Source organism: Methylobacterium aquaticum (assembly GCF_016804325.1).
GTDB classification, from domain to species: domain Bacteria; phylum Pseudomonadota; class Alphaproteobacteria; order Rhizobiales; family Beijerinckiaceae; genus Methylobacterium; species Methylobacterium aquaticum_C.
In genome coordinates, this window is sequence record NZ_CP043627.1 from 167264 (window position 1) to 184285 (window position 17022).

Sequence of the window (17022 nt, forward strand, 5' to 3'; positions counted from 1 at the left end):
GCCGGCATGGAACACGTGAAGCCCCCGACCGGTCCCGGACATTCCCCCGCCCCGGCGCCGCCGCCCGCGGCGGGAACCTCCGCCTTTGCCCGCGCGGCCCTGGTGATCGCCCTCGGCGCCCTCGGCGTCTGGGTGCTGCATCCCTTCCTGCCGGCGCTGGTCTGGGCGGTGATCCTGGCGATCGCCCTGTGGCCCCTGCGCGAGCGGCTGGTGCGGATCAAGCCGCCCGGCAAGCACAACCTGCTGTGGCCGGCCGTGCTCACGCTTGCGGTCGCCCTGGTGATCCTGGTGCCGCTGATCGTCGTCGCCATCCAGGCGGCGCGGGAGGCGCACGACGCGGTGGCATTCTGGCGCCAGATCGAGGAGCAGGGCTGGCCGGTGCCGGATTTCGTCGCGCACCTGCCGTTCGGGGCGTCGCAGGTCGCGGCCTGGTGGCAGGAGAACCTGAGCCATCCGCAGGGCTCGTCCGAGGTCCTCAAGCGCGTCGACCAGTCGATCAACCACTCGTCGCTGGTCGGGTTCGGCCGCACCTTCGGCAGCCAGATCGTCCACCGGGCGATGCTGTTCGGCTTCACGCTGCTCGCCCTGTTCTTCCTGTTCCGCGACGGGCCGGCGCTGGCCGCGCAAGGGCTCTCGGCGGCGCGCCGCCTGTTCGGCCCGCGGGGCGAGCGGGTGGCGCGGCAGATGGCGGCCTCGGTCCACGGCACCGTCGACGGGCTGGTGCTGGTCGGCCTCGGCGAAGGCTTCCTGCTCGGCCTGGTCTACTACTTCGCCGGGGTGCCGCATCCGGTCCTGCTCGGTGCCTTCACGGCACTCGCCGCGATGATCCCGTTCGGGGCGCCCGTCGCCTTCGGCCTCGCCGCGCTCCTCGCCGCGGCACAGGGCGGGGTCACCGCGGCGATCGTGGTGGCGGTGGCGGGCCTCGTCGTCACCTTCGTGGCCGACCACTTCGTCCGTCCGGTCCTGATCGGGGGTGCCACCCGGCTGCCGTTCCTGTGGGTCCTGCTCGGAATCCTGGGCGGCGTGGAGAGTTTCGGGCTCCTGGGCCTGTTCCTGGGCCCGGCCGTTATGGCGGCGTTGGTGTTGCTGTGGCGAGAATACACGGAAGGGGACGGCCAGCCCGTCGCCTGAAAACGCCCGTCGCCTGCCCGAAAGACGCTCCCGATGAGATTCCTGATCGCCGCGGCCCTGCTCGCCGGCTTCTCCGCCTGTCCCGCCGCGGCGCAATGGGACGACGACCGCCCGACCGCCCGGCGCGGCGAGCGGTACGACGACCGTCGCGATCCCGGCCTGCGCTTCGGCGACGACGACCGCCGCGGGGATTTCGACCGGCGCGACCGCCGGGATGTGGAGCGCGGCGACCCCGACGAGATCATGCCGCGCCGCCGCGACCGGGACGATCGCGGCCGCCGTGATGCGGAAGGGCGCTGGCGGGACGACCGGTCCCGGGCGGACCGGTACGATCGCTACGACCGTTACGATCGCTACGGTCCCTCGCCCTATGGGCCGATCGGGCCCCAGCCCGTGCCCGGCGGCGTCTTCGTCGTGCCGCCGCCGATTCCCGGGTCGAACCGCTACTGATCGAGTTCGACTCGATCGCTCCGCACGAGGGAAAGCTCGGGAGCCTCTCGAGGCACGCGGGATGCGACAGGACGACTCGTCCGCGGCTCCTCCTCGTCCCACCCGCGACCTCATCCTGAGGCGCGAGCATTGCTCGCCTCGAAGGAGGGCTCCAGAGATCTCGGAGACTTCTGGAGCCCTCCTTCGGGGTCGGCCGATTGCCGATCGGCTCACACCTCAGGATGAGGTTGCAGACAGGAGAGACCTCCGCCAGCGGGCTTCATGCCCATGTCGTGCGCCGTTCACCGAGCCGCCCCTGACTTGCGCGGTACTCTTCCAAGGTATGGGAGCCGAGACACGCATCCTGTTGTCGACGATCGATCAGACACCGAAAACCCACCGATCCCCCGCGAGGTCCCGATGAACCAACCCTCCCCTCTGCGCGGCGAGCCCGCCCGCCGCCTTGCCGCCCTCGGCCTCGCGCTGCCGCGGGTGCCCGAGCCCCGCGGCGCCTTCCTGCCGTTCTCGCGCATCGGCTCGACCCTGTGGCTCGCCGGCCAGATCTGCGAATGGGAAGGGGAAGTGCGGTTCACCGGGCCGGTGACCGACATCGCGACCGGGCAGGAGGCGGCGCGGATCTGCGCGCTCAACCTGCTGGCGTCCTTGAGCCTCGCCCTCGACGGCGATCTCGACCGGGTGGTGCGTTGCCACCGCCTCGGCGGCTTCGTGCAGGTCGAGCAGGGCTGGCCCGACGTGCCGAAGGCGGTCAACGGTGCCTCCGACCTGATGGCGGAGCTGTTCGGTGAGGCCGGGCGCCACGCCCGCACGGCGATCGGCGTCGCCAGCCTGCCGGCCAATGCGAGCGTCGAGGTCGACGGGATCTTCGAAGTGAGAGCCTAGTGCGCGTCGCTCGCGGCGCCGCCGGTATGATAGCCGGCGGCCTGCTCGACCAACGTGAGGATGTCGAGGGCCCGCCACGGCTTCGGAATGAAGGTGGCCGACATCCGCAGGTCGCTCGGCTGGTCGCCGGCATCACCCGAGGTGAGCAGGACGTGGACCCGCGGCCAGGTGACGCCGATGATCCGGGCCAGCTCGAACCCGCCGATCTGGCCCGGGGTCCGCACGTCCGAGAAGACGACGTTCACCTCGTCGCCCCGCTCGCGCAGGATCGCGAGCGCCTTCTCGGCGGTCTCGGCCTCGATGACGCGAAAGCCCGTTTCCTCCAGCAGCGTGGCCGCGAGGAAACGCTCCTCCGGTTCGTCCTCGACGACCAGGATCACGGGCTGGGTCTTCGCGGCGGCGCTGGACTCGGTCATGTGCAGGGAACGAGCTTGCGGCTCACTGGTTGCATAGCTCCCGGAGCCCTCCGCTCATCCTTTCCGAGGTGTTGCGGCAATGCAAGGCTCAGCCCGACCGCGGAGGCGAATCAGGCGACGCCGTGGTTGCGGAACCACGCCAGCATCCGCCCCCAGCCGTCCTCCGCCGGCCCCTTGCGGTAGCTCGGGCGATAATCGGCGTGGAAGCCGTGCGGCGCGTCCGGGAAGACGACGATCTCGACCTCCTTGCCCGCCGCCTTGGCCGCCTCGCGCGCCTTCTCGACGTCGGCGACCGGGATGCCGGTATCGGCGCCGCCGTAGAGGCCGAGGATCGGCGCGCGGATCTCCGGGATCACGTCGGCGGCGGTCCTGGGCTGGATGCCCGTGCGGGTGCCGCCGAAATTGCCGTACCAGGCGACGCCGGCCTTCAGGCTGGTGCTGTGGGCCGCGTAGAGCCACACGGTGCGCCCGCCGCGACACCAGCCGGTGATGCCGAGCTTGCCCGCATCGCCCTTCGCCTCGGCCGCCGCCCAGGCGGCGGTCGCGTCGAGATCGGCCATCACCTGCGCGTCCGGCGTCTTCGACACCACCTCGCGGACGATCTCCTGCACGTCGGTCATCTTGGAGACATCGCCCTGGCGGGCGAACAGCTCCGGCGCCACCGCGGTGTAGCCGGCCTTGGCGAGCCGCCGGCAGATGTCCTTGATGTAGTCGTGGACCCCGAAGATCTCCTCGACCACGAGGACGATCGGGAACGGCCCGGCCCCCTGCGGCATCGCCCGGTAGGCCGGCATTGGCCCGTCGCCGACCGGGATCCGAACCTCGCCGGCGACGATGCCGGTCTCGTCGGTGCGGATGGCTTGCGCCTCGACCCGGGTGGTGGCGAGCGTCAGCCCGGTCATCAGGCTCGTCATCACGAAGCCGCGCCGGGAGAAGGGCGGGATCACCAGTCCGTCGAGCTGTTCGAGGTCGTCGGTCCGCGCATCGTCGCTCGTCGCCATCCTGGTCCTCCCGTGCCGGACGCCTTCTGGCGCCGGGGCGCGATCATGCGGGCCGGGCGCGTGAGGGCAAGCGCGAACACGCCGCGCGGCCGGTCACGATCCGGTCAGGCACGAGGATGTGGTTCAAGAAAAAGGGCCGCCCGCGCGAACGGACGGCCCTTCGATCGATCCCGATGCGCCGCTCACGCCACCGCGGCCTTGCGGGACTTGGCGTTGCTGCGGGCCGGCCAGCCCAGAGCGACGAGCCGGGCCTTGGCGTGCTCGCGGACCTCGTCGCGCAGGCCCGGCGGCATCGCGGCGAGCGCCGCTTGCGTCTCGGGCGCGAGCATCAGGTCGGTCACCGCGTTGATCGACTGCGCCTGGTCGATGCGGGCGGTGAGGTCGGCTTCCGACTCCGACGCCTCGGCGCGGGGCGCCTCGTCCCGCGGCGCGTCGGCATCGTTGGCGGCCTCGGCCTCGCGGTCGGACTCTTCGGCATCGTGCCGCTCGCGCACGGGCTCGGGCCGGCGCGACTGGTTCGCCGCCACCAGGTCGGGCCGGCTCGCCTTGAACTCGTCGGCCTCGTCCTCGGAATAGAGCAGGCCGTGCAGGCCGGCGAGCTTGAGGATGACCCGGTCCTTGGCCCGCTTCTCCGCCATGGCGAAGACGTAGGCCGCCTGTTTGCCCGAGACGCGGTAGTTCACGCCGATCAAGGCCTCGCCGATCGACCACTCGGTGCGGTCGCCGTTCGGGCCCGGCATGTGGCCGGTCACCAGGATCACCGCCTCGTCCCGCTCGGCCCGCACGATCACCGGGGCGTCGAAGCGGATGCGGGCCTGCACGGCGATCCGCTCCAGGGCCTTGTGGTAGATCACGGCGGTGCCCTGCACGCGCCAGACGTTGCCGGCCAGCGGCTCGCCGTAGGTGGCGAGGATGTCCGCGATCTGCTTGTCCGTGGTTGCGCTCATCTCGATCGATCTCACCTGCTGACAGCGGATCCGGACGGGCGGGGGAATCGGCCGGTTCCACATTTGTTCTTATAGCACGAGAGATGGGGCGGCGCGAGCGTTTTCGCGATAGCGACGCGAGATCAGAGGCCCGCCGGGGATGATGTTCTTGTCGCACCCTCGCTCCCGCCGACACCCTGCCCAGATGATCCGGCGACCCGTCACGGCGCATCGACACGGCGACGATTGCCGCGGCGTTGCTCCAGGCAGGTAAGTTCGCTAAATGTTCCTAAAGACCTGAGCCTCTAGAACTTGAGCGTGTCGGCGCGTCGGCGCCGGCTCTGGCCCCGGAGCCCCGCATGAGCACCCCTGCCCTCCTCGATTCCGCGACCCTGCTCGAACGCCCTGGGCAACGCCGCGGCGCCTTGCGGAGCGCCGCTCCCCGGCGCGGCGCGGCCCTCGTGGCCGCGGTTCCGCGCCCGGCCCTGGTCGCGGATTTCCTCGCCATCGCGGCCCTCGACCCGGCGGTGGAACGCCTGCGCGCCGCCACCGCCCCGGTCCGCCTGACCCTCGGCGACACGGTTCTGGAGCATGCCGCCGATTTCGAGCAGGCGCGCACCGACGAGCCGGGCCTCCTCGTCGACGTGGTGGCGGAGGGCGATCTCGCGCGGCACCCCTTCCGCACGGCCTACGTGGCGGGCGAGCCGGTGGTGGCCGAGGACGGCCGCCGCTTCGTCATCGAGAGTGCCGCGACCCTGCGGGCCGAGCCGCGGATCTCGACGGTGCGGCTGATCATGGCCTGCCGCCGCACCCATGTCTCGGCCGGCGACCGGGTGCGGATCCTGCACCACCTCGACGAGTGCGGCACCGGTCGCCTGGTCGAATGCGCCGCCATGGCGATCAACGCCCAGGACGGCGTCGCGGCGGTGCTGGCCCTCGCCGTCGAAGGGCTGGTTGCGGTGGATATCAGCCGCCCGATCCTGCCGGAGACGCCGGTGCGGCGGCGGATGCTGCCGTATCCGGACCCGTTCGGGTTCTAGAGCATGTTCCGACGACGTGGATACCGGTCCGTCGTCGGCAATGCGACGAGATCAAAACCCTGGAGAGCGTCGCGATGGCAGCCCGATCATGAAGCGCTCTCGTTCGCTTCGGCATCGGGAAGACCGGTCCGGTGCCTTTGACGTCATCAGCCCGGGCTCGCCGCAGGCGAGAACCCGGGATGACGGGGGAGGGTGTCACACGAAATCAGGAAGATCACTTCCGGATTTCGTCTCACGAGCCCGCGGCGCGGGGCGACGCCAGTTTCCGCATCGCGAAGCGATCACCCCGCTACGGTCCCCTACCCCCCGAACACCGACGTCAGCTGCTGCCCACCCCGGGTGATCGTCACCTCCCACATCGAGGCCGGGGCGCGGGTCATGCGCTCCAGGTCCTTGGTCGAGGTCACCGGGGCGCCGTTCACCGCCACCACGAGGTCGCCCTTCTGCAGGCCGGCCCGGTTGGCGAGGCTGCCGCCCTCGACCTCGGCGATGATGACGCCGTCTCCTTGCGACTGGGCCGGCAGGTCGAGCTGCAGGTCCTCGACCACCGCCGGCGACAGGTTGACCGCGGTGGCGCCGAGGAAGGGCGAGCGGGTCTTCACCTTCAGGGTGTCGCGGGGCCGCGTCTCCGGCGCGGGACCTAAGCGCACCGGCACCGTCATGCGGCTGGAGCCGCGCAGGACCGTGAGCTTGGTCTCGCCCTTGATGCCTTTCAACGCGAAGCGGTAGCCGAAGGCTTCCGGGTCGTCGACGGTCTGGCCGTCCACCGCCAGGACCACGTCGCCGCGCTTCAGCCCCGCCTCCTCGGCCGGGCTCTTCGGCTGCATCGAGGCTACCAGCACTCCGGTCGGGTGGTCGAGGCCGACGCTGTCGGCGATGTCCGGGGTCACGTGCTGGAGCCGGGCGCCGAGCCAGGGCCGGCGCACCGTCTTGGCCCCACCCTTGGCGGTCTCGACCACCGCCTTGACCATACTGGCGGGGATGGCGAAGCCGATGCCGTGGCTGCCGCCCGACTGCGAGTAGATCGCCGTGTTGATGCCGACGAGGCCGCCGTTGAGATCGACCAGCGCGCCGCCGGAATTGCCCGGGTTGATCGCCGCGTCGGTCTGGATGAAGAACTGGTAGTCGGCCGAGCCGACCTGGGTGCGGGCCAGCGCCGAGACGATGCCCTGCGTCACCGTCTGGCCGACGCCGAACGGGTTGCCGATGGCGATGACGAAATCGCCGACCTGCAGGTGCTCGGAATCGCCGATCTCCATCGGCGTCAGGCCGCCGCTCGGGCTCTTGATCTTCAGGATCGCCAGATCGGTGCGGGGGTCGCGCAGGATGATCTGCGCCTCGAACTCGCGCCGGTCGTTCAGCGCCACCTTCACCTCGTTCATGTTCTCGATGACGTGGTTGTTGGTGACGATCAGCCCCGAGGCGTCGACGATCACGCCCGAGCCCAGCGACCGCTGCGCCCGCTCCTGCGGCAGGTTCGGGCCGGCATCGCCGAAGAAGCGGCGCAGGAACTCGTCCATGGCGCCGCGATTGGCGGCACGCTTCTCGACATGGGTGCCGTAGACGTTGACGACGCTCGGCGCCGCGCGCTTGACCAGCGGCGCGAAGGAGAGCTGCACCTGCGCCTTCGACTCAGGCACGGCCCGGTTGTCCGTGAGAGCGCGGAACGGCGGAACCGACTCGGCCTGCGCGGCCGCCGGTCGGGCGACCCCGAGGAGGAGCGCGGCGAGCAGCAGGGAGGTCGTCGGGCGGCGCATCGGCATTCGGCTCCGAAAGGTCGGTCTGGATTCTGGGTGCTCTCTCACATGACAGCACTACGCTGAAAAGATGGCGCCTCGGCCGCAGCCGTCATCCCCGCATAGAGGCGGCAGAGCGCGCCCGCATGGGCGGCGAGCGTCGTCGGGGCGGACCAGTAGGCGGCATGGGCGGTCCTTCCGAGCCGGCGGACCAGGGCGTCGTCCTTCAGCCGGCCGAAGGCCTGCGCGAGCGCGGCGAGGTCGGGGGCGGTGACGAAGCCGGTTTCGCCGTCCCGGATCTTCTCGGCCGCGCCGGCCCGGTCGGAGGCGATGGCCGGGATGCCGGCGGCGAGCGCCTCGTAGATCGTCAGCGGGCCGGTCTCGAGCCAGCGTGACGGCGCCACCACGGCCCGGGCGCGGCGGCGCAGCAGCGCCTCGACCTCCGCCGGGGCGCGCCAGCCGATCACCTCGGTTCCCGGCACGGCGCGCAGCTCGTCGGCGAGCGGCCCGTCGCCGATGAAGAGCGACGGTATTCCGGCCCGGTGGGCTCCTTGCGCCACGAGGTCGGCGCCCTTCTCCCGGGTGAAGCGGCCGACGAAGGCGACCGCGTCACCGGCGGCCGGATCGGCCGGGGCGGCGCGCTCGACCCGGACCGGGTTGTCGATGCGGTGGTGGCGGAAGCCGATGCCCGGCATCATCGGCTCGATCCGCGCCCGGCTGCCGTCCGAGACATGGACGAGATCGATCGCGCGGTAGTCGGTGGTGCGGGTGATCGCCGCCCGTTGCGCGACGTAGCGCGCCACCCGCACCGCCTTGTGAACCCGCGATTGCGGATCGCAGGAGGCCGCGAGGCAGGGGCCCGAGAGCGGGCGCACGCTGCAGGGCTCGGCTGTGTCGAAGCGGTAATAGAGACCGTTCGGGCAGAGCAGGAAGTAGTCGTGCAGGGTGATCGCCACGGGCAGGCCGCTGCGCGCCAGGACCGGAAAAATCGCCGGCGAGAGCGAGCGGGTCCATTGGTGCAGGTGCAGCACGTCGGGCCGGTCCGGCAGGGCCGCGAGCGCCGCGTCGAGGCGCCGCGCCGCCTCGCGGTTCCAGATCCCCTCGATCGCGCCGCGCCAGGCCGGCCGCTCCCACACGTCGACGAGGCCCAGACCCACCCGGCGGATGCCCGGATGATCGAGCAGCGGGTCGGCCGGCCCGTCGGCCCCGTGGATCAGCGTGACGGCGACGCCGCATTCGGCGAGCCCGCGGGCGGATTCGATCGCGACCTTCTCGGCGCCGCCCTTCGGCGTCGCGAAATTCGTCAGGATGCCGACATGCATCGGAAGGGCCCTCTCACCCGGACAACCCTACCCGGCAAGGCGCCAGCATCCGGTTAAGCGCCCGGCGGACGAAACAGGCTCGGGGCCCGCGCGTTAGCCGCGCAGATCATCCGGATACGAGGAGACACCCATGAGCGAGACCAAGACGCCGAACCAGGACCAGCCGGGCTTTCGCCGCGACGGCGCCTCCCCGGACGACAAGGCCCGGCCCGAGAACCAGCAGAGCAAGCTCAGCGAGCGACTCGACGAGGCGCTGGAGGAAACGTTCCCGACGAGCGACCCGGTCTCGGTGAAGATCACGAAGTAATACCAACGGTCGTTGGAAACGACCTTTGGTTCCGTTCTCGAATTTTCGTCAAGCCTCTGGCTTGGCATAGACAATTCGAGATGGCTCAATGGCCCGATGCGTCAGCATCTTGGGCCATTGGTATAACGCCGGACGCAAAGAGGAACGGCGCGCGGGTCGCCCCGCGCGCCGTTCCTCGTTTCACGGTGCCGATCGGGCCTCGCTCACTGCACCTCGAGCAGGCGGCGGGCAATGACCTGGGCCTGGATCTCGGCCGCGCCCTCGAAGATCGACAGGATGCGGGCGTCGCAGAGCAGGCGGCTCACCGGGTATTCGAGGGCGAAGCCGTTGCCGCCATGGATCTGGAGGGCGTTGTCGGCGGCGGCCCAGGCGACGCGGGCGCCGAGAAGCTTGGCCATGCCGGCTTCGAGGTCGCAGCGCTTGCCCTCGTCCTTCTGGTGGGCGGCGAAGTAGGTGAGCTGGCGGGCGATGGCGATCTCGACCGCCATCATGGCGAGCTTGTCGGCGACCCGCGGGAACGAGACCAGCGGCTTGCCGAACTGCACCCGCTCCTCGGCGTAGCGCAGGCCGACATCGAGGGCCGACTGGGCGACGCCGACGGCGCGGGCCGCGGTCTGGATGCGGGCCGATTCGAAGGTCTGCATCAGCTGGGCGAAACCCTTGCCCTCGACGCCGCCCAGCAGGTTCGCATCCGGCACCTCGAACCCGTCGAAGGCCAGCTCGTACTCCTTCATGCCGCGATAGCCGAGCACCTCGATCTCGCCGCCCGACAGGCCCGCGACCGGAAACGGGTTCTCGTCGGTGCCGCGGGGCTTCTCGCCGAGCAGCAGCGACAGGCCCTTGTGGCCCGGCTCCTCGGGCTTGGTGCGCACCAGCACGGTCATCAGGTCGGCGCGGACCGGGTGGGTGATCCAGGTCTTGTTGCCGTGGATCCGCCAGGTGTCGCCCTCCTTCACCGCCTTGGTGCGGAGCGAGGCGAGGTCGGAGCCGGTATTCGGCTCGGTGAAGACCGCGGTCGGCAGCACCTCGCCCGAGGCGATCTTCGGCAGGAAGCGCTGCTTCTGCTCCTCGGTGCCTCCCCCCAGGATCAGTTCGGCGGCGATCTCCGAGCGGGTGCCGAGGGAGCCGACGCCGATATAGGCCCGCGACAACTCCTCCGAGACCACGCACATCGAGATCTTCGGCAGGCCCATGCCGCCATATTCCTCGGGGATGGTCAGCCCGAACACGCCGAGCTCGGCCATCTGGCCGATGATCTCGAGCGGGATGTAGGCGTTCTCGAGGTGCCATTCATGGGCGTGGGGCGCGACCTCGGCCTGGCCGAAGCGGCGCATCTCGGTGCGGATCGCCTCCATGTCCTCGTCGAGGCCGCTGTCGCCGACCGTCGCGCCCGAGCCCTCGCGGATCAGCCGCACCAGGGCGGCGCGGTTCGCGGCGGTGTTACCTTCAGCGATCAGGGTCTCGACGGCCTCGGAGCGGTGGCGCGCGACTTCCTGGGCCTTGAGGCCGAGGGACGAGGTCGGGCGCACCATCTCGCCCTGGCTCATCGGGATGCCGCTGAAGAGCTGCTCCAGATATTCACCCAGCCCGATGCGCACCAGCAGCGTCTCGGTCTCGCCGAGGCGGCCCTGTTCGGCGAGGCGCGCCGCATAGGCGCCGAGCTGGACGATCGCCTCGGCATAGGTCGAGAGCCAGGCGAGCCCATGGGCGGCGTGCTGCTCGGCCGCCAGGCGATCGGGCGAGAGCCGCCCGTCGGTGCCGACGAGGCCGGCGCGGACGCGTCGTGTGGCGTCCGCGGCGAGGGCCTTCGCGGCGAGGCCGGCTTCCTGCGCCAGGGTGACGAGATCGGTCGGGGCGGGGGCGGCCTGGGCGGACATCGGGCAGGTCTCCGGTGATTTTGCTGCGGCGCATACAAATAGCGACGAATCGCCGGTCTGTAGAGGCCCCGGGCTGCCGCTGAGGTCCGACTTTATGGGGAACGGAGATTATTGCGCGGTGACGCCGCCGTCGATCACCATCTCGGCACCGGTGACGAAGCCGGCCTCGTCCGAGGCGAGATAGGCGGCGAGCCCCGCGATCTCCTCGGCGGCGGCATTGCGCCCCAGCGGCACCGAGGCGCGCAGGCGCTCGGACAGGGCCTCGGGGGTGTAGCGGCTGCCCGCCGCCAGGTCGCGCAGCATGTCGGTCTCGGTGAAGCCGGGATGGATCGAGTTGCAGCGCACCCCATATTTCTGCCGGGCGCAATGCAGGGCGACCGACTTGGTGAGGAGGCGCACCGCCCCCTTCGAGGCGTTGTAGGCGGCGAGGTTGTGCCCGCCGACGAGCCCCGAGACCGACGAGAGGTTGATGATCGCGCCGCCGCGGCCGGCCGGCGGCTTCATCGCCCGGACCGCGTGGCGGCAGCCGAGGAAGGTGCCGTCGACGTTGACCGCCTGGACCCGGTGCCATTCCTCCAGGGTCACGGACTCGATCGAGCCGACGACCGCGATCCCGGCATTGTTGACCAGAACATCGAGGCCGCCGTGGCGGGCGACCGTGCGGTCGACGGCCCTGGCCCAGTCCACGTCCTGCGTCACGTCGAGGGGACAGGGATGGAAGGCGGGGTTCTCCGGCGCGACGCGCGCGGCCTCGGCCTCGTCGAGATCGGCGAGGATCACCGCCGCCGCGCCCTCGCGGGCGAAGCGCCGCGCGATCGCGAGCCCGATGCCCCGCGCGCCGCCCGTCACCAGGGCGACCTTGCCGGCCAGACGCTGCATCCGGTTTCCCTCCCCCGACCCGCGCCTCTTTTCGGGCGTCCCGTCAGGGTGGCGCGGCCGCGGCGTCCCCGCAAGCCCGTCGGTGAGGCCGGTATGTCGCGGCGATCAGAACTTCACCGCCGCGCCGCCCCGCACGGTGTTGGTGTTCAGCTTGTGGCCGTCGAAGTCGCTGAACAGGACGTACTGGTATTCCGCGCGCAGCAGCAGGTTCGGCGTGATGGCGTATTCGAGGCCCGCCCCCGCCGCGAGGCCGCCGACGATCTTCTCCTTCGAGCGCCGGAGGATGTCGGGCGCGGCGAGCTCGCTGTTGCCGGGATCGTTCTGGAGGAAGTTCTTATAGCCGGAGTGATTGACGAAGACCCGCTTCGAGGGATCGGCGAGGGCCTGGTTGCTGCGGTAGGTCGCCTGGTCGTACTCGAAGCCTTGCACCGCCACCGTCTCGGAGATCTGCGCACGGCCGACGGCAAGGCCGCCGGTCACGAACGGCATGAAGCCACCGACCGTGTAGCCGACCCGACCCCTGAGGGTCGCGTAATCCGTGATCTGCGTGGCCGCATCGCCGGACAGGACGACCCCCATGAGGTAGCCTGTCCCGTCGGTCTTCTGCCGACCGATCGCGTCGCTGCTGCGGCCGGTCAGGCGGAGATGGGTGTAGTCTGCTTCGACGCCGACCACGATCTCGTCGATCTGGTAGTTCACGCCGGCATAGCCGCCGAAGCCGATCCCGTCCCGCCGCGCGTCGGTGGCGTGCAGGAGGCCGGAGGCGCCGAGGGTGGCTTCGATCGCGGTGGCGCGGAGATTCTGGGCGACCGGCGCGCTGAAGACGTTGCCGAAGCCGAAGCTGCCGCTCGTCCAGCCGCCGTGACCGCCGATATAGAAGCCGTCCCAGACATCCGCCGCGGGAACGGCGAGCGGCTCGACGCCGCCGCGCAAGGGGCCGAAATCGAGATCCGCGGCCATCGCCGGTGCAGCGAGGCTCAAACCGGCCAGCACTCCGCCGAGGAGAAAACCAAATCTCGCGAAACGCATCCGGGCCGCCCTCGGCTAGTCGATCGGCAAATCCTGCCGTGCCACTGGCTCAATCATGTCTTGGTAACCTTAAATATCGGTTACACTCACGAAAGCCGTTGCGGCACCGGGGAAGAAACGTCGGCCCCTCAACGTCGAACGCCCGGTGTGGCGGGCACACCGGGCGTTCGATGATGCGAATTCGACTTCGATCAGTAGGCCGAACCGGCGAGGCCCGGCAGGGCGAGGCCGTTGCCGAAGGCCCAGCGCAGGCCGACCCGGAACTCGTTGGCGGCGATGTCCTTGATCCGGGTGTTCTGGTTGTAGGCGTCGAAGCCGGTCCGCGCCTTGCCGACCTCGAGGTAGCGGTAGCTGGCATCCAGGCTCACGCCGGCGCCGATCTCGTAGGAGATGCCCGCCATGGCCGCCCAGGCCAGGCCGATCGCGGTGTGGTTGGCGCGGGCGTCGAAGCCCTGCGCCCCGAGCCGGTAGGCGCCGTCGACGCCGCCGCCGCAGGCGGTGGTGAAGCAGGTGGTGCCGGTCCAGGCGTCGTGGAAGCGGTTGCTCGCCATGCCGACACCCGCGCCGACATAGGGCGTGAAGCCCCACCAGGTGCCGAGATCGACGTAGACGTTGAACAGGCCGGTCAGGACATCGAGCTTGCCGGCCTCGGTATTGAAGCCCTCGACGAAGTTGGTCCGCGAGGAATAGTCGCGGAAGCGGCTGCGGGTGCGCCCGTCGACCGTGACGTCGGCGCGCAGGAAACTGTTGAAGCGGTAGCCGATGCCGCCGCCATAGCCGTCGGTGTTGCCGAGGCGGAAGCCGACGAGCTTGGCGCCTTCGGTGCCCGGCAGGGTGTCGTCCTTCGGGTGGCGGAAGTCGCTCGCCGTGTAGTCGCCGCGCAGGTACCAGCCGGAGCCGACCTCCACCGGGGCCGGGAGCGGCGGCGGTGGTGGGGGCGGCGGCAACAGGTCGGCGGCGAGCGCGGGCGCGCCGAGCAGGCCGAGCCCGAGGGCCGCGACCGGGATGCAGTGACCGAACCGTGCCATGGGGCGCCCTTTCCTGCCCCTTCGGCTCCTCAGCCGGGGCGTGCTTCACGTCGGGGTGATGGCGGGCCCGAGCGGCCCGATGTCTCTAAGTAACGGAAGAAGCTTAGCGTCGACTTAACCCTAACGGCCGGGCGCCGGTGTCTCCGGCGCCCTGGGCGGACTCGCGTCGGCACGCCGACGCGTCACCCGCCCAGGGTCTTGCTTTGCCGCATCGTCTGCGACGAGCCGGTCTCCGCGTCGTCGGACAATGCTCCAGGCGCCGGGCTGGTCTCGTCGCGTATCATACCAATGGCCCAAGACGCTGACGCATCGGGCCATTAAGCCATCTCGAATTGTCTACGCAAAGCCAGAGGCTTGATGAAAATTCGAGAACGGAACCAAAGGTCGTTTCCAGCGACTGTTGGTATCAGTACTTGCGCACCAGCGGCATCATCGGCGGCGGCTCGTAGGCGGCCACGACCGGGGCGCCGAACATCCAGCGCATGCCGAGCTTGATGTCGTGCGACTCGAGTTCCTTGGCGCGGTACACCGTCCTCAGGTTGCAGGCCGGCAGGCAGCTCACGACGCCGGTCTCGGCCTCGCCCATGTTCAGGTAGCGATAGGCGAGTTCGAGCTTCAGGTTCGACGTGACGGCGTAGCTGAGACCGGCATGGGCCGCCCAGGCGAAGTTCGTCTTGTCGTTCGATTTCCCGTAGCCGAAGCCGCCCGCATAGGTCCCCAGTCCCTGGTCGGTGACCGACCCGAACATGTGGTGGGCAAAGCCGACGCCGGCGCCGATGAAGGGGGTGACGCCGTACCAGCTGCCGAGATCGACATAGGCGTTGGCCAGGCCGACGACGGACGAGAACTTGCCCGTCGTCAGGTCGTAGCCACCGCGGGTCTTGTAGGAGAGATCCTCGGCGGCGAAGCGCCAATCCGCCGTCGAGCGATATTCGCCGGTGACGTCGAAGCGCAGCCACGGATTGAACTGGTAGCCGGCACCGATGCCGATGAAGGCTTGGTCGCCGACCTGATCCTGGATCGTCCGATAGGTGTACGGGACCCGGGGGTCGAGACGTCCTCGACGACGGTCTTGCGCAGATCGAGGAGGCCGACGCCGACATCACCGCGCAGGTACCAGTTGCCGCCGACTTCCACCGGCGGCGGCGGAGGCGGGGGCGGAGGCGGCAGGAGATCGAGGTCGGCGGCGTGGACGAGGCCCGGCGCTGCCACGCTCGCAGCGAGCGTGAAGATGCGCGCCAGCGCGAGAGGCTTGCTGCGGCGGCCCATGACGGTTCCTTGTTGGGGAGGGCCGCGAGGGAGATCGGGCGGCCGTTCCAGAAGACGTCACGACTGTCGCTCGGTTCGGTAAACCCGTGCTTAACGTTAAGCCTTAGGGCTGAGAAAGAGTTGCACTTGATTGATCCGGATCGTCGCTCGTGCGGGCGCACGCGGAGGTGAGCCCGCACGAAACATCTCTTGCGCGTAAATTTGCTGAAAGCTCGCGTGGCGGCTGCAGCGGAACGGAGACCGTGGCAGGTCTCCGTTCCGGCTCCCCTCCGGTCAGGCCGCGACCTTGCGCAGGGCCTCGACGACGTCGTCGACCACCTGCACCACGAGGTCGCGGTCGTCGCCCTCGGCCATCACGCGGATCACCGGCTCGGTGCCGGACGGCCGGATGACGAGGCGGCCACCCTCGCCCAAGCGCTGCCGGGCGCCCTCGATGGCGGTGACGACGGAATCCTGCCGCAGGGGCTCGCCGCCGGCGCCGTAGCGCACGTTCTTGAGCACCTGCGGCAGCGGGTCGAAGCAGTGGCAGACCTCGCTCACCGGACGCTGCTGGCGCTGCACCACCGAGAGGAGCTGGAGCGCCGCCACCAGCCCGTCGCCGGTGGTGGCGTAATCCGACATGATGATGTGGCCGGATTGCTCGCCGCCGAGATTGTAGCCGTGCTCGCGCATGTGCTCGAGGACGTAGCGGTCGCCCACCGCCGTGCGGACCATCCCGAGGCCGAGGCCGCCGAGATAGCGCTCGAGGCCGAGATTCGACATGATGGTGGCGACGATGCCGTTCTTGGTCAGCCGCTGGTCCTCCTGCCAGGACCGGGCCACCACCGCCATCAGCTGGTCGCCGTCGACCCGCTGGCCCTTCTCGTCGACGATCAGGACCCGGTCGGCGTCGCCGTCGAGCGCGATGCCGATATCGGCGCGCAATTCGCGCACCTTGCCGACCAGCGCTTCGGGGGCGGTCGAGCCGACGTCGCGGTTGATGTTGAAGCCGTCCGGCTCGGTGCCGATGGCGATCACCTCGGCGCCGAGCTCCCACAGGGTCTCGGGCGCGACCCGGTAGGCGGCGCCGTTGGCGCAATCGACCACGACCCGCAATCCGTCGAGGGTGAGGTTGCGCGGGAGCGTACGCTTGGCGAACTCGATGTAGCGCGCATGCACGCTCTCGATGCGCTTGGCCCGGCCGAGATCGTTCGATCCGGCGAGCTTCGTGTGCAGGCTCGTGTCGATCAGGCGCTCGATCTCGCGCTCGACCTCGTCGGAGAGCTTGAACCCGTCGGGGCCGAAGATCTTGATGCCGTTATCCTCGAACGGGTTGTGCGAGGCCGAGATCATCACCCCGATATCGGCGCGCATCGACCGGGTCAGCATCGCGACGGCCGGCGTCGGCATCGGGCCGAGCAGCAGCACGTCCATCCCGACCGAGGTGAAGCCCGCCACCAGGGCGGTCTCGATCATGTAGCCCGACAGGCGGGTATCCTTGCCGATCACCACCCGGTGGCGGTGGTCTCCGCGCTGGAACACGAGCCCGGCGGCCTGTCCCACCTTGAGCGCGAGTTCCGGCGTGATGACGCCGTTGGCCCGGCCCCGGATGCCGTCGGTCCCGAAATACTTGCGCACGCCTGTGAACTCCATGTGCCGTTCCGGGCCGTCCGGCCCACCGTCCGGCGACGCGGCGCAAGGCCGGTGCCGCTCCGTCCGGCCGACATGGTCCCGATGCGGGTCCCGTCGGTCC

At 70.2% G+C, this 17022-nt stretch carries 15 protein-coding genes and 1 pseudogene; 5 read left to right on the forward strand and 11 right to left on the reverse strand.

The genetic code is table 11. The features are described from left to right. Positions 1 to 6 precede the first annotated feature (6 nt). The 3 genes from F1D61_RS00745 to F1D61_RS00755 all read left to right on the forward strand — a co-directional run bounded on the left by F1D61_RS00745 (position 7) and on the right by F1D61_RS00755 (position 2460). The gene (locus tag F1D61_RS00745) at positions 7 to 1131 is read left to right on the forward strand and encodes an AI-2E family transporter (RefSeq protein WP_203156096.1); all 1125 of its coding nucleotides are present in this window, start codon (positions 7 to 9) and stop codon (positions 1129 to 1131) included. A gap of 33 nt (positions 1132 to 1164) precedes the next feature. Continuing rightward, positions 1165 to 1581 carry a hypothetical protein gene (locus F1D61_RS00750; protein WP_203156097.1) on the forward strand — a complete coding sequence of 139 codons (417 nt, stop codon included), beginning with the start codon at positions 1165 to 1167 and terminating at the stop codon, positions 1579 to 1581. A gap of 399 nt (positions 1582 to 1980) precedes the next feature. Beyond that, positions 1981 to 2460 (forward strand): RidA family protein, encoded by a 480-nt coding sequence (locus tag F1D61_RS00755; protein WP_203156098.1) that lies wholly within the window; start codon positions 1981 to 1983, stop codon positions 2458 to 2460. Here F1D61_RS00755 and F1D61_RS00760 read toward each other — a convergent pair. From F1D61_RS00760 to F1D61_RS00770, 3 genes are all read right to left on the reverse strand, one after another. Further along, positions 2457 to 2876, reverse strand: a complete 420-nt coding sequence (locus tag F1D61_RS00760; RefSeq protein ID WP_203156099.1) for a response regulator — start codon at positions 2874 to 2876, stop codon at positions 2457 to 2459. The genes F1D61_RS00755 and F1D61_RS00760 overlap by 4 nt on opposite strands. A gap of 110 nt (positions 2877 to 2986) precedes the next feature. Then, positions 2987 to 3877: a dienelactone hydrolase family protein gene (locus F1D61_RS00765; RefSeq protein WP_203156100.1), complete on the reverse strand. Its 891-nt coding sequence runs from the start codon at positions 3875 to 3877 to the stop codon at positions 2987 to 2989. Between the two features lie 182 nt (positions 3878 to 4059). Then, complete coding sequence (locus F1D61_RS00770) at positions 4060 to 4824, reverse strand: trna delta -isopentenylpyrophosphate transferase (RefSeq protein ID WP_203156101.1); 765 nt, start codon at positions 4822 to 4824, stop codon at positions 4060 to 4062. 338 nt (positions 4825 to 5162) lie between these two features. On the opposite strand from F1D61_RS00770, the gene F1D61_RS00775 reads away from it, so the two are divergent. Further along, a complete protein-coding gene (locus F1D61_RS00775) occupies positions 5163 to 5843 on the forward strand; it encodes a hypothetical protein (RefSeq protein ID WP_203156102.1) in 681 nt (226 codons plus the stop codon). A 299-nt stretch (positions 5844 to 6142) separates the two neighbouring features. Here the strand turns inward: F1D61_RS00775 and F1D61_RS00780 are convergent, their stop codons facing one another. Both F1D61_RS00780 and F1D61_RS00785 read right to left on the reverse strand, forming a co-directional pair. Beyond that, positions 6143 to 7606, reverse strand: coding sequence for a DegQ family serine endoprotease (locus F1D61_RS00780; protein WP_432443195.1), 1464 nt, complete (start codon positions 7604 to 7606; stop codon positions 6143 to 6145). 38 nt (positions 7607 to 7644) lie between these two features. Continuing rightward, the gene (locus F1D61_RS00785) at positions 7645 to 8901 is read right to left on the reverse strand and encodes a glycosyltransferase (RefSeq protein WP_203156104.1); all 1257 of its coding nucleotides are present in this window, start codon (positions 8899 to 8901) and stop codon (positions 7645 to 7647) included. A 130-nt stretch (positions 8902 to 9031) separates the two neighbouring features. Between F1D61_RS00785 and F1D61_RS00790 the strand changes: the two genes are divergently transcribed. Further along, a complete protein-coding gene (locus F1D61_RS00790) occupies positions 9032 to 9208 on the forward strand; it encodes a hypothetical protein (RefSeq protein WP_203156105.1) in 177 nt (58 codons plus the stop codon). A 203-nt stretch (positions 9209 to 9411) separates the two neighbouring features. Here the strand turns inward: F1D61_RS00790 and F1D61_RS00795 are convergent, their stop codons facing one another. From F1D61_RS00795 to glmM, 6 genes and pseudogenes are all read right to left on the reverse strand, one after another. After that, positions 9412 to 11085, reverse strand: a complete 1674-nt coding sequence (locus F1D61_RS00795) for an acyl-CoA dehydrogenase family protein (protein WP_203156106.1) — start codon at positions 11083 to 11085, stop codon at positions 9412 to 9414. Between the two features lie 108 nt (positions 11086 to 11193). Continuing rightward, complete coding sequence (locus F1D61_RS00800; RefSeq protein WP_203156107.1) at positions 11194 to 11964, reverse strand: glucose 1-dehydrogenase; 771 nt, start codon at positions 11962 to 11964, stop codon at positions 11194 to 11196. 105 nt (positions 11965 to 12069) lie between these two features. After that, positions 12070 to 12945, reverse strand: coding sequence for an outer membrane protein (locus tag F1D61_RS00805; protein ID WP_246775658.1), 876 nt, complete (start codon positions 12943 to 12945; stop codon positions 12070 to 12072). Between the two features lie 239 nt (positions 12946 to 13184). Next, the gene (locus tag F1D61_RS00810) at positions 13185 to 14021 is read right to left on the reverse strand and encodes an outer membrane protein (protein WP_203156109.1); all 837 of its coding nucleotides are present in this window, start codon (positions 14019 to 14021) and stop codon (positions 13185 to 13187) included. A gap of 406 nt (positions 14022 to 14427) precedes the next feature. Further along, a pseudogene (locus F1D61_RS00815) lies at positions 14428 to 15290 on the reverse strand (outer membrane protein). A 273-nt stretch (positions 15291 to 15563) separates the two neighbouring features. Next, positions 15564 to 16907, reverse strand: a complete 1344-nt coding sequence (gene glmM, locus F1D61_RS00820; RefSeq protein WP_203158854.1) for a phosphoglucosamine mutase — start codon at positions 16905 to 16907, stop codon at positions 15564 to 15566. Positions 16908 to 17022: the final 115 nt, after the last annotated feature.

Coding starts and splice junctions, on each gene's coding strand:
- F1D61_RS00810 (WP_203156109.1), bottom strand. CDS start 14,021: ATGGCACGGTTCGGTCACTGCATCCCGGTCGCGGCCCTCGGGCTCGGC.
- F1D61_RS00785 (WP_203156104.1), bottom strand. CDS start 8,901: ATGCATGTCGGCATCCTGACGAATTTCGCGACGCCGAAGGGCGGCGCC.
- F1D61_RS00770 (WP_203156101.1), bottom strand. CDS start 4,824: ATGAGCGCAACCACGGACAAGCAGATCGCGGACATCCTCGCCACCTAC.
- F1D61_RS00780 (WP_432443195.1), bottom strand. CDS start 7,606: ATGCCGATGCGCCGCCCGACGACCTCCCTGCTGCTCGCCGCGCTCCTC.
- F1D61_RS00795 (WP_203156106.1), bottom strand. CDS start 11,085: ATGTCCGCCCAGGCCGCCCCCGCCCCGACCGATCTCGTCACCCTGGCG.
- F1D61_RS00750 (WP_203156097.1), top strand. CDS start 1,165: ATGAGATTCCTGATCGCCGCGGCCCTGCTCGCCGGCTTCTCCGCCTGT.
- F1D61_RS00755 (WP_203156098.1), top strand. CDS start 1,981: ATGAACCAACCCTCCCCTCTGCGCGGCGAGCCCGCCCGCCGCCTTGCC.
- F1D61_RS00800 (WP_203156107.1), bottom strand. CDS start 11,964: ATGCAGCGTCTGGCCGGCAAGGTCGCCCTGGTGACGGGCGGCGCGCGG.
- F1D61_RS00745 (WP_203156096.1), top strand. CDS start 7: ATGGAACACGTGAAGCCCCCGACCGGTCCCGGACATTCCCCCGCCCCG.
- F1D61_RS00765 (WP_203156100.1), bottom strand. CDS start 3,877: ATGGCGACGAGCGACGATGCGCGGACCGACGACCTCGAACAGCTCGAC.
- F1D61_RS00760 (WP_203156099.1), bottom strand. CDS start 2,876: ATGACCGAGTCCAGCGCCGCCGCGAAGACCCAGCCCGTGATCCTGGTC.
- F1D61_RS00790 (WP_203156105.1), top strand. CDS start 9,032: ATGAGCGAGACCAAGACGCCGAACCAGGACCAGCCGGGCTTTCGCCGC.
- F1D61_RS00775 (WP_203156102.1), top strand. CDS start 5,163: ATGAGCACCCCTGCCCTCCTCGATTCCGCGACCCTGCTCGAACGCCCT.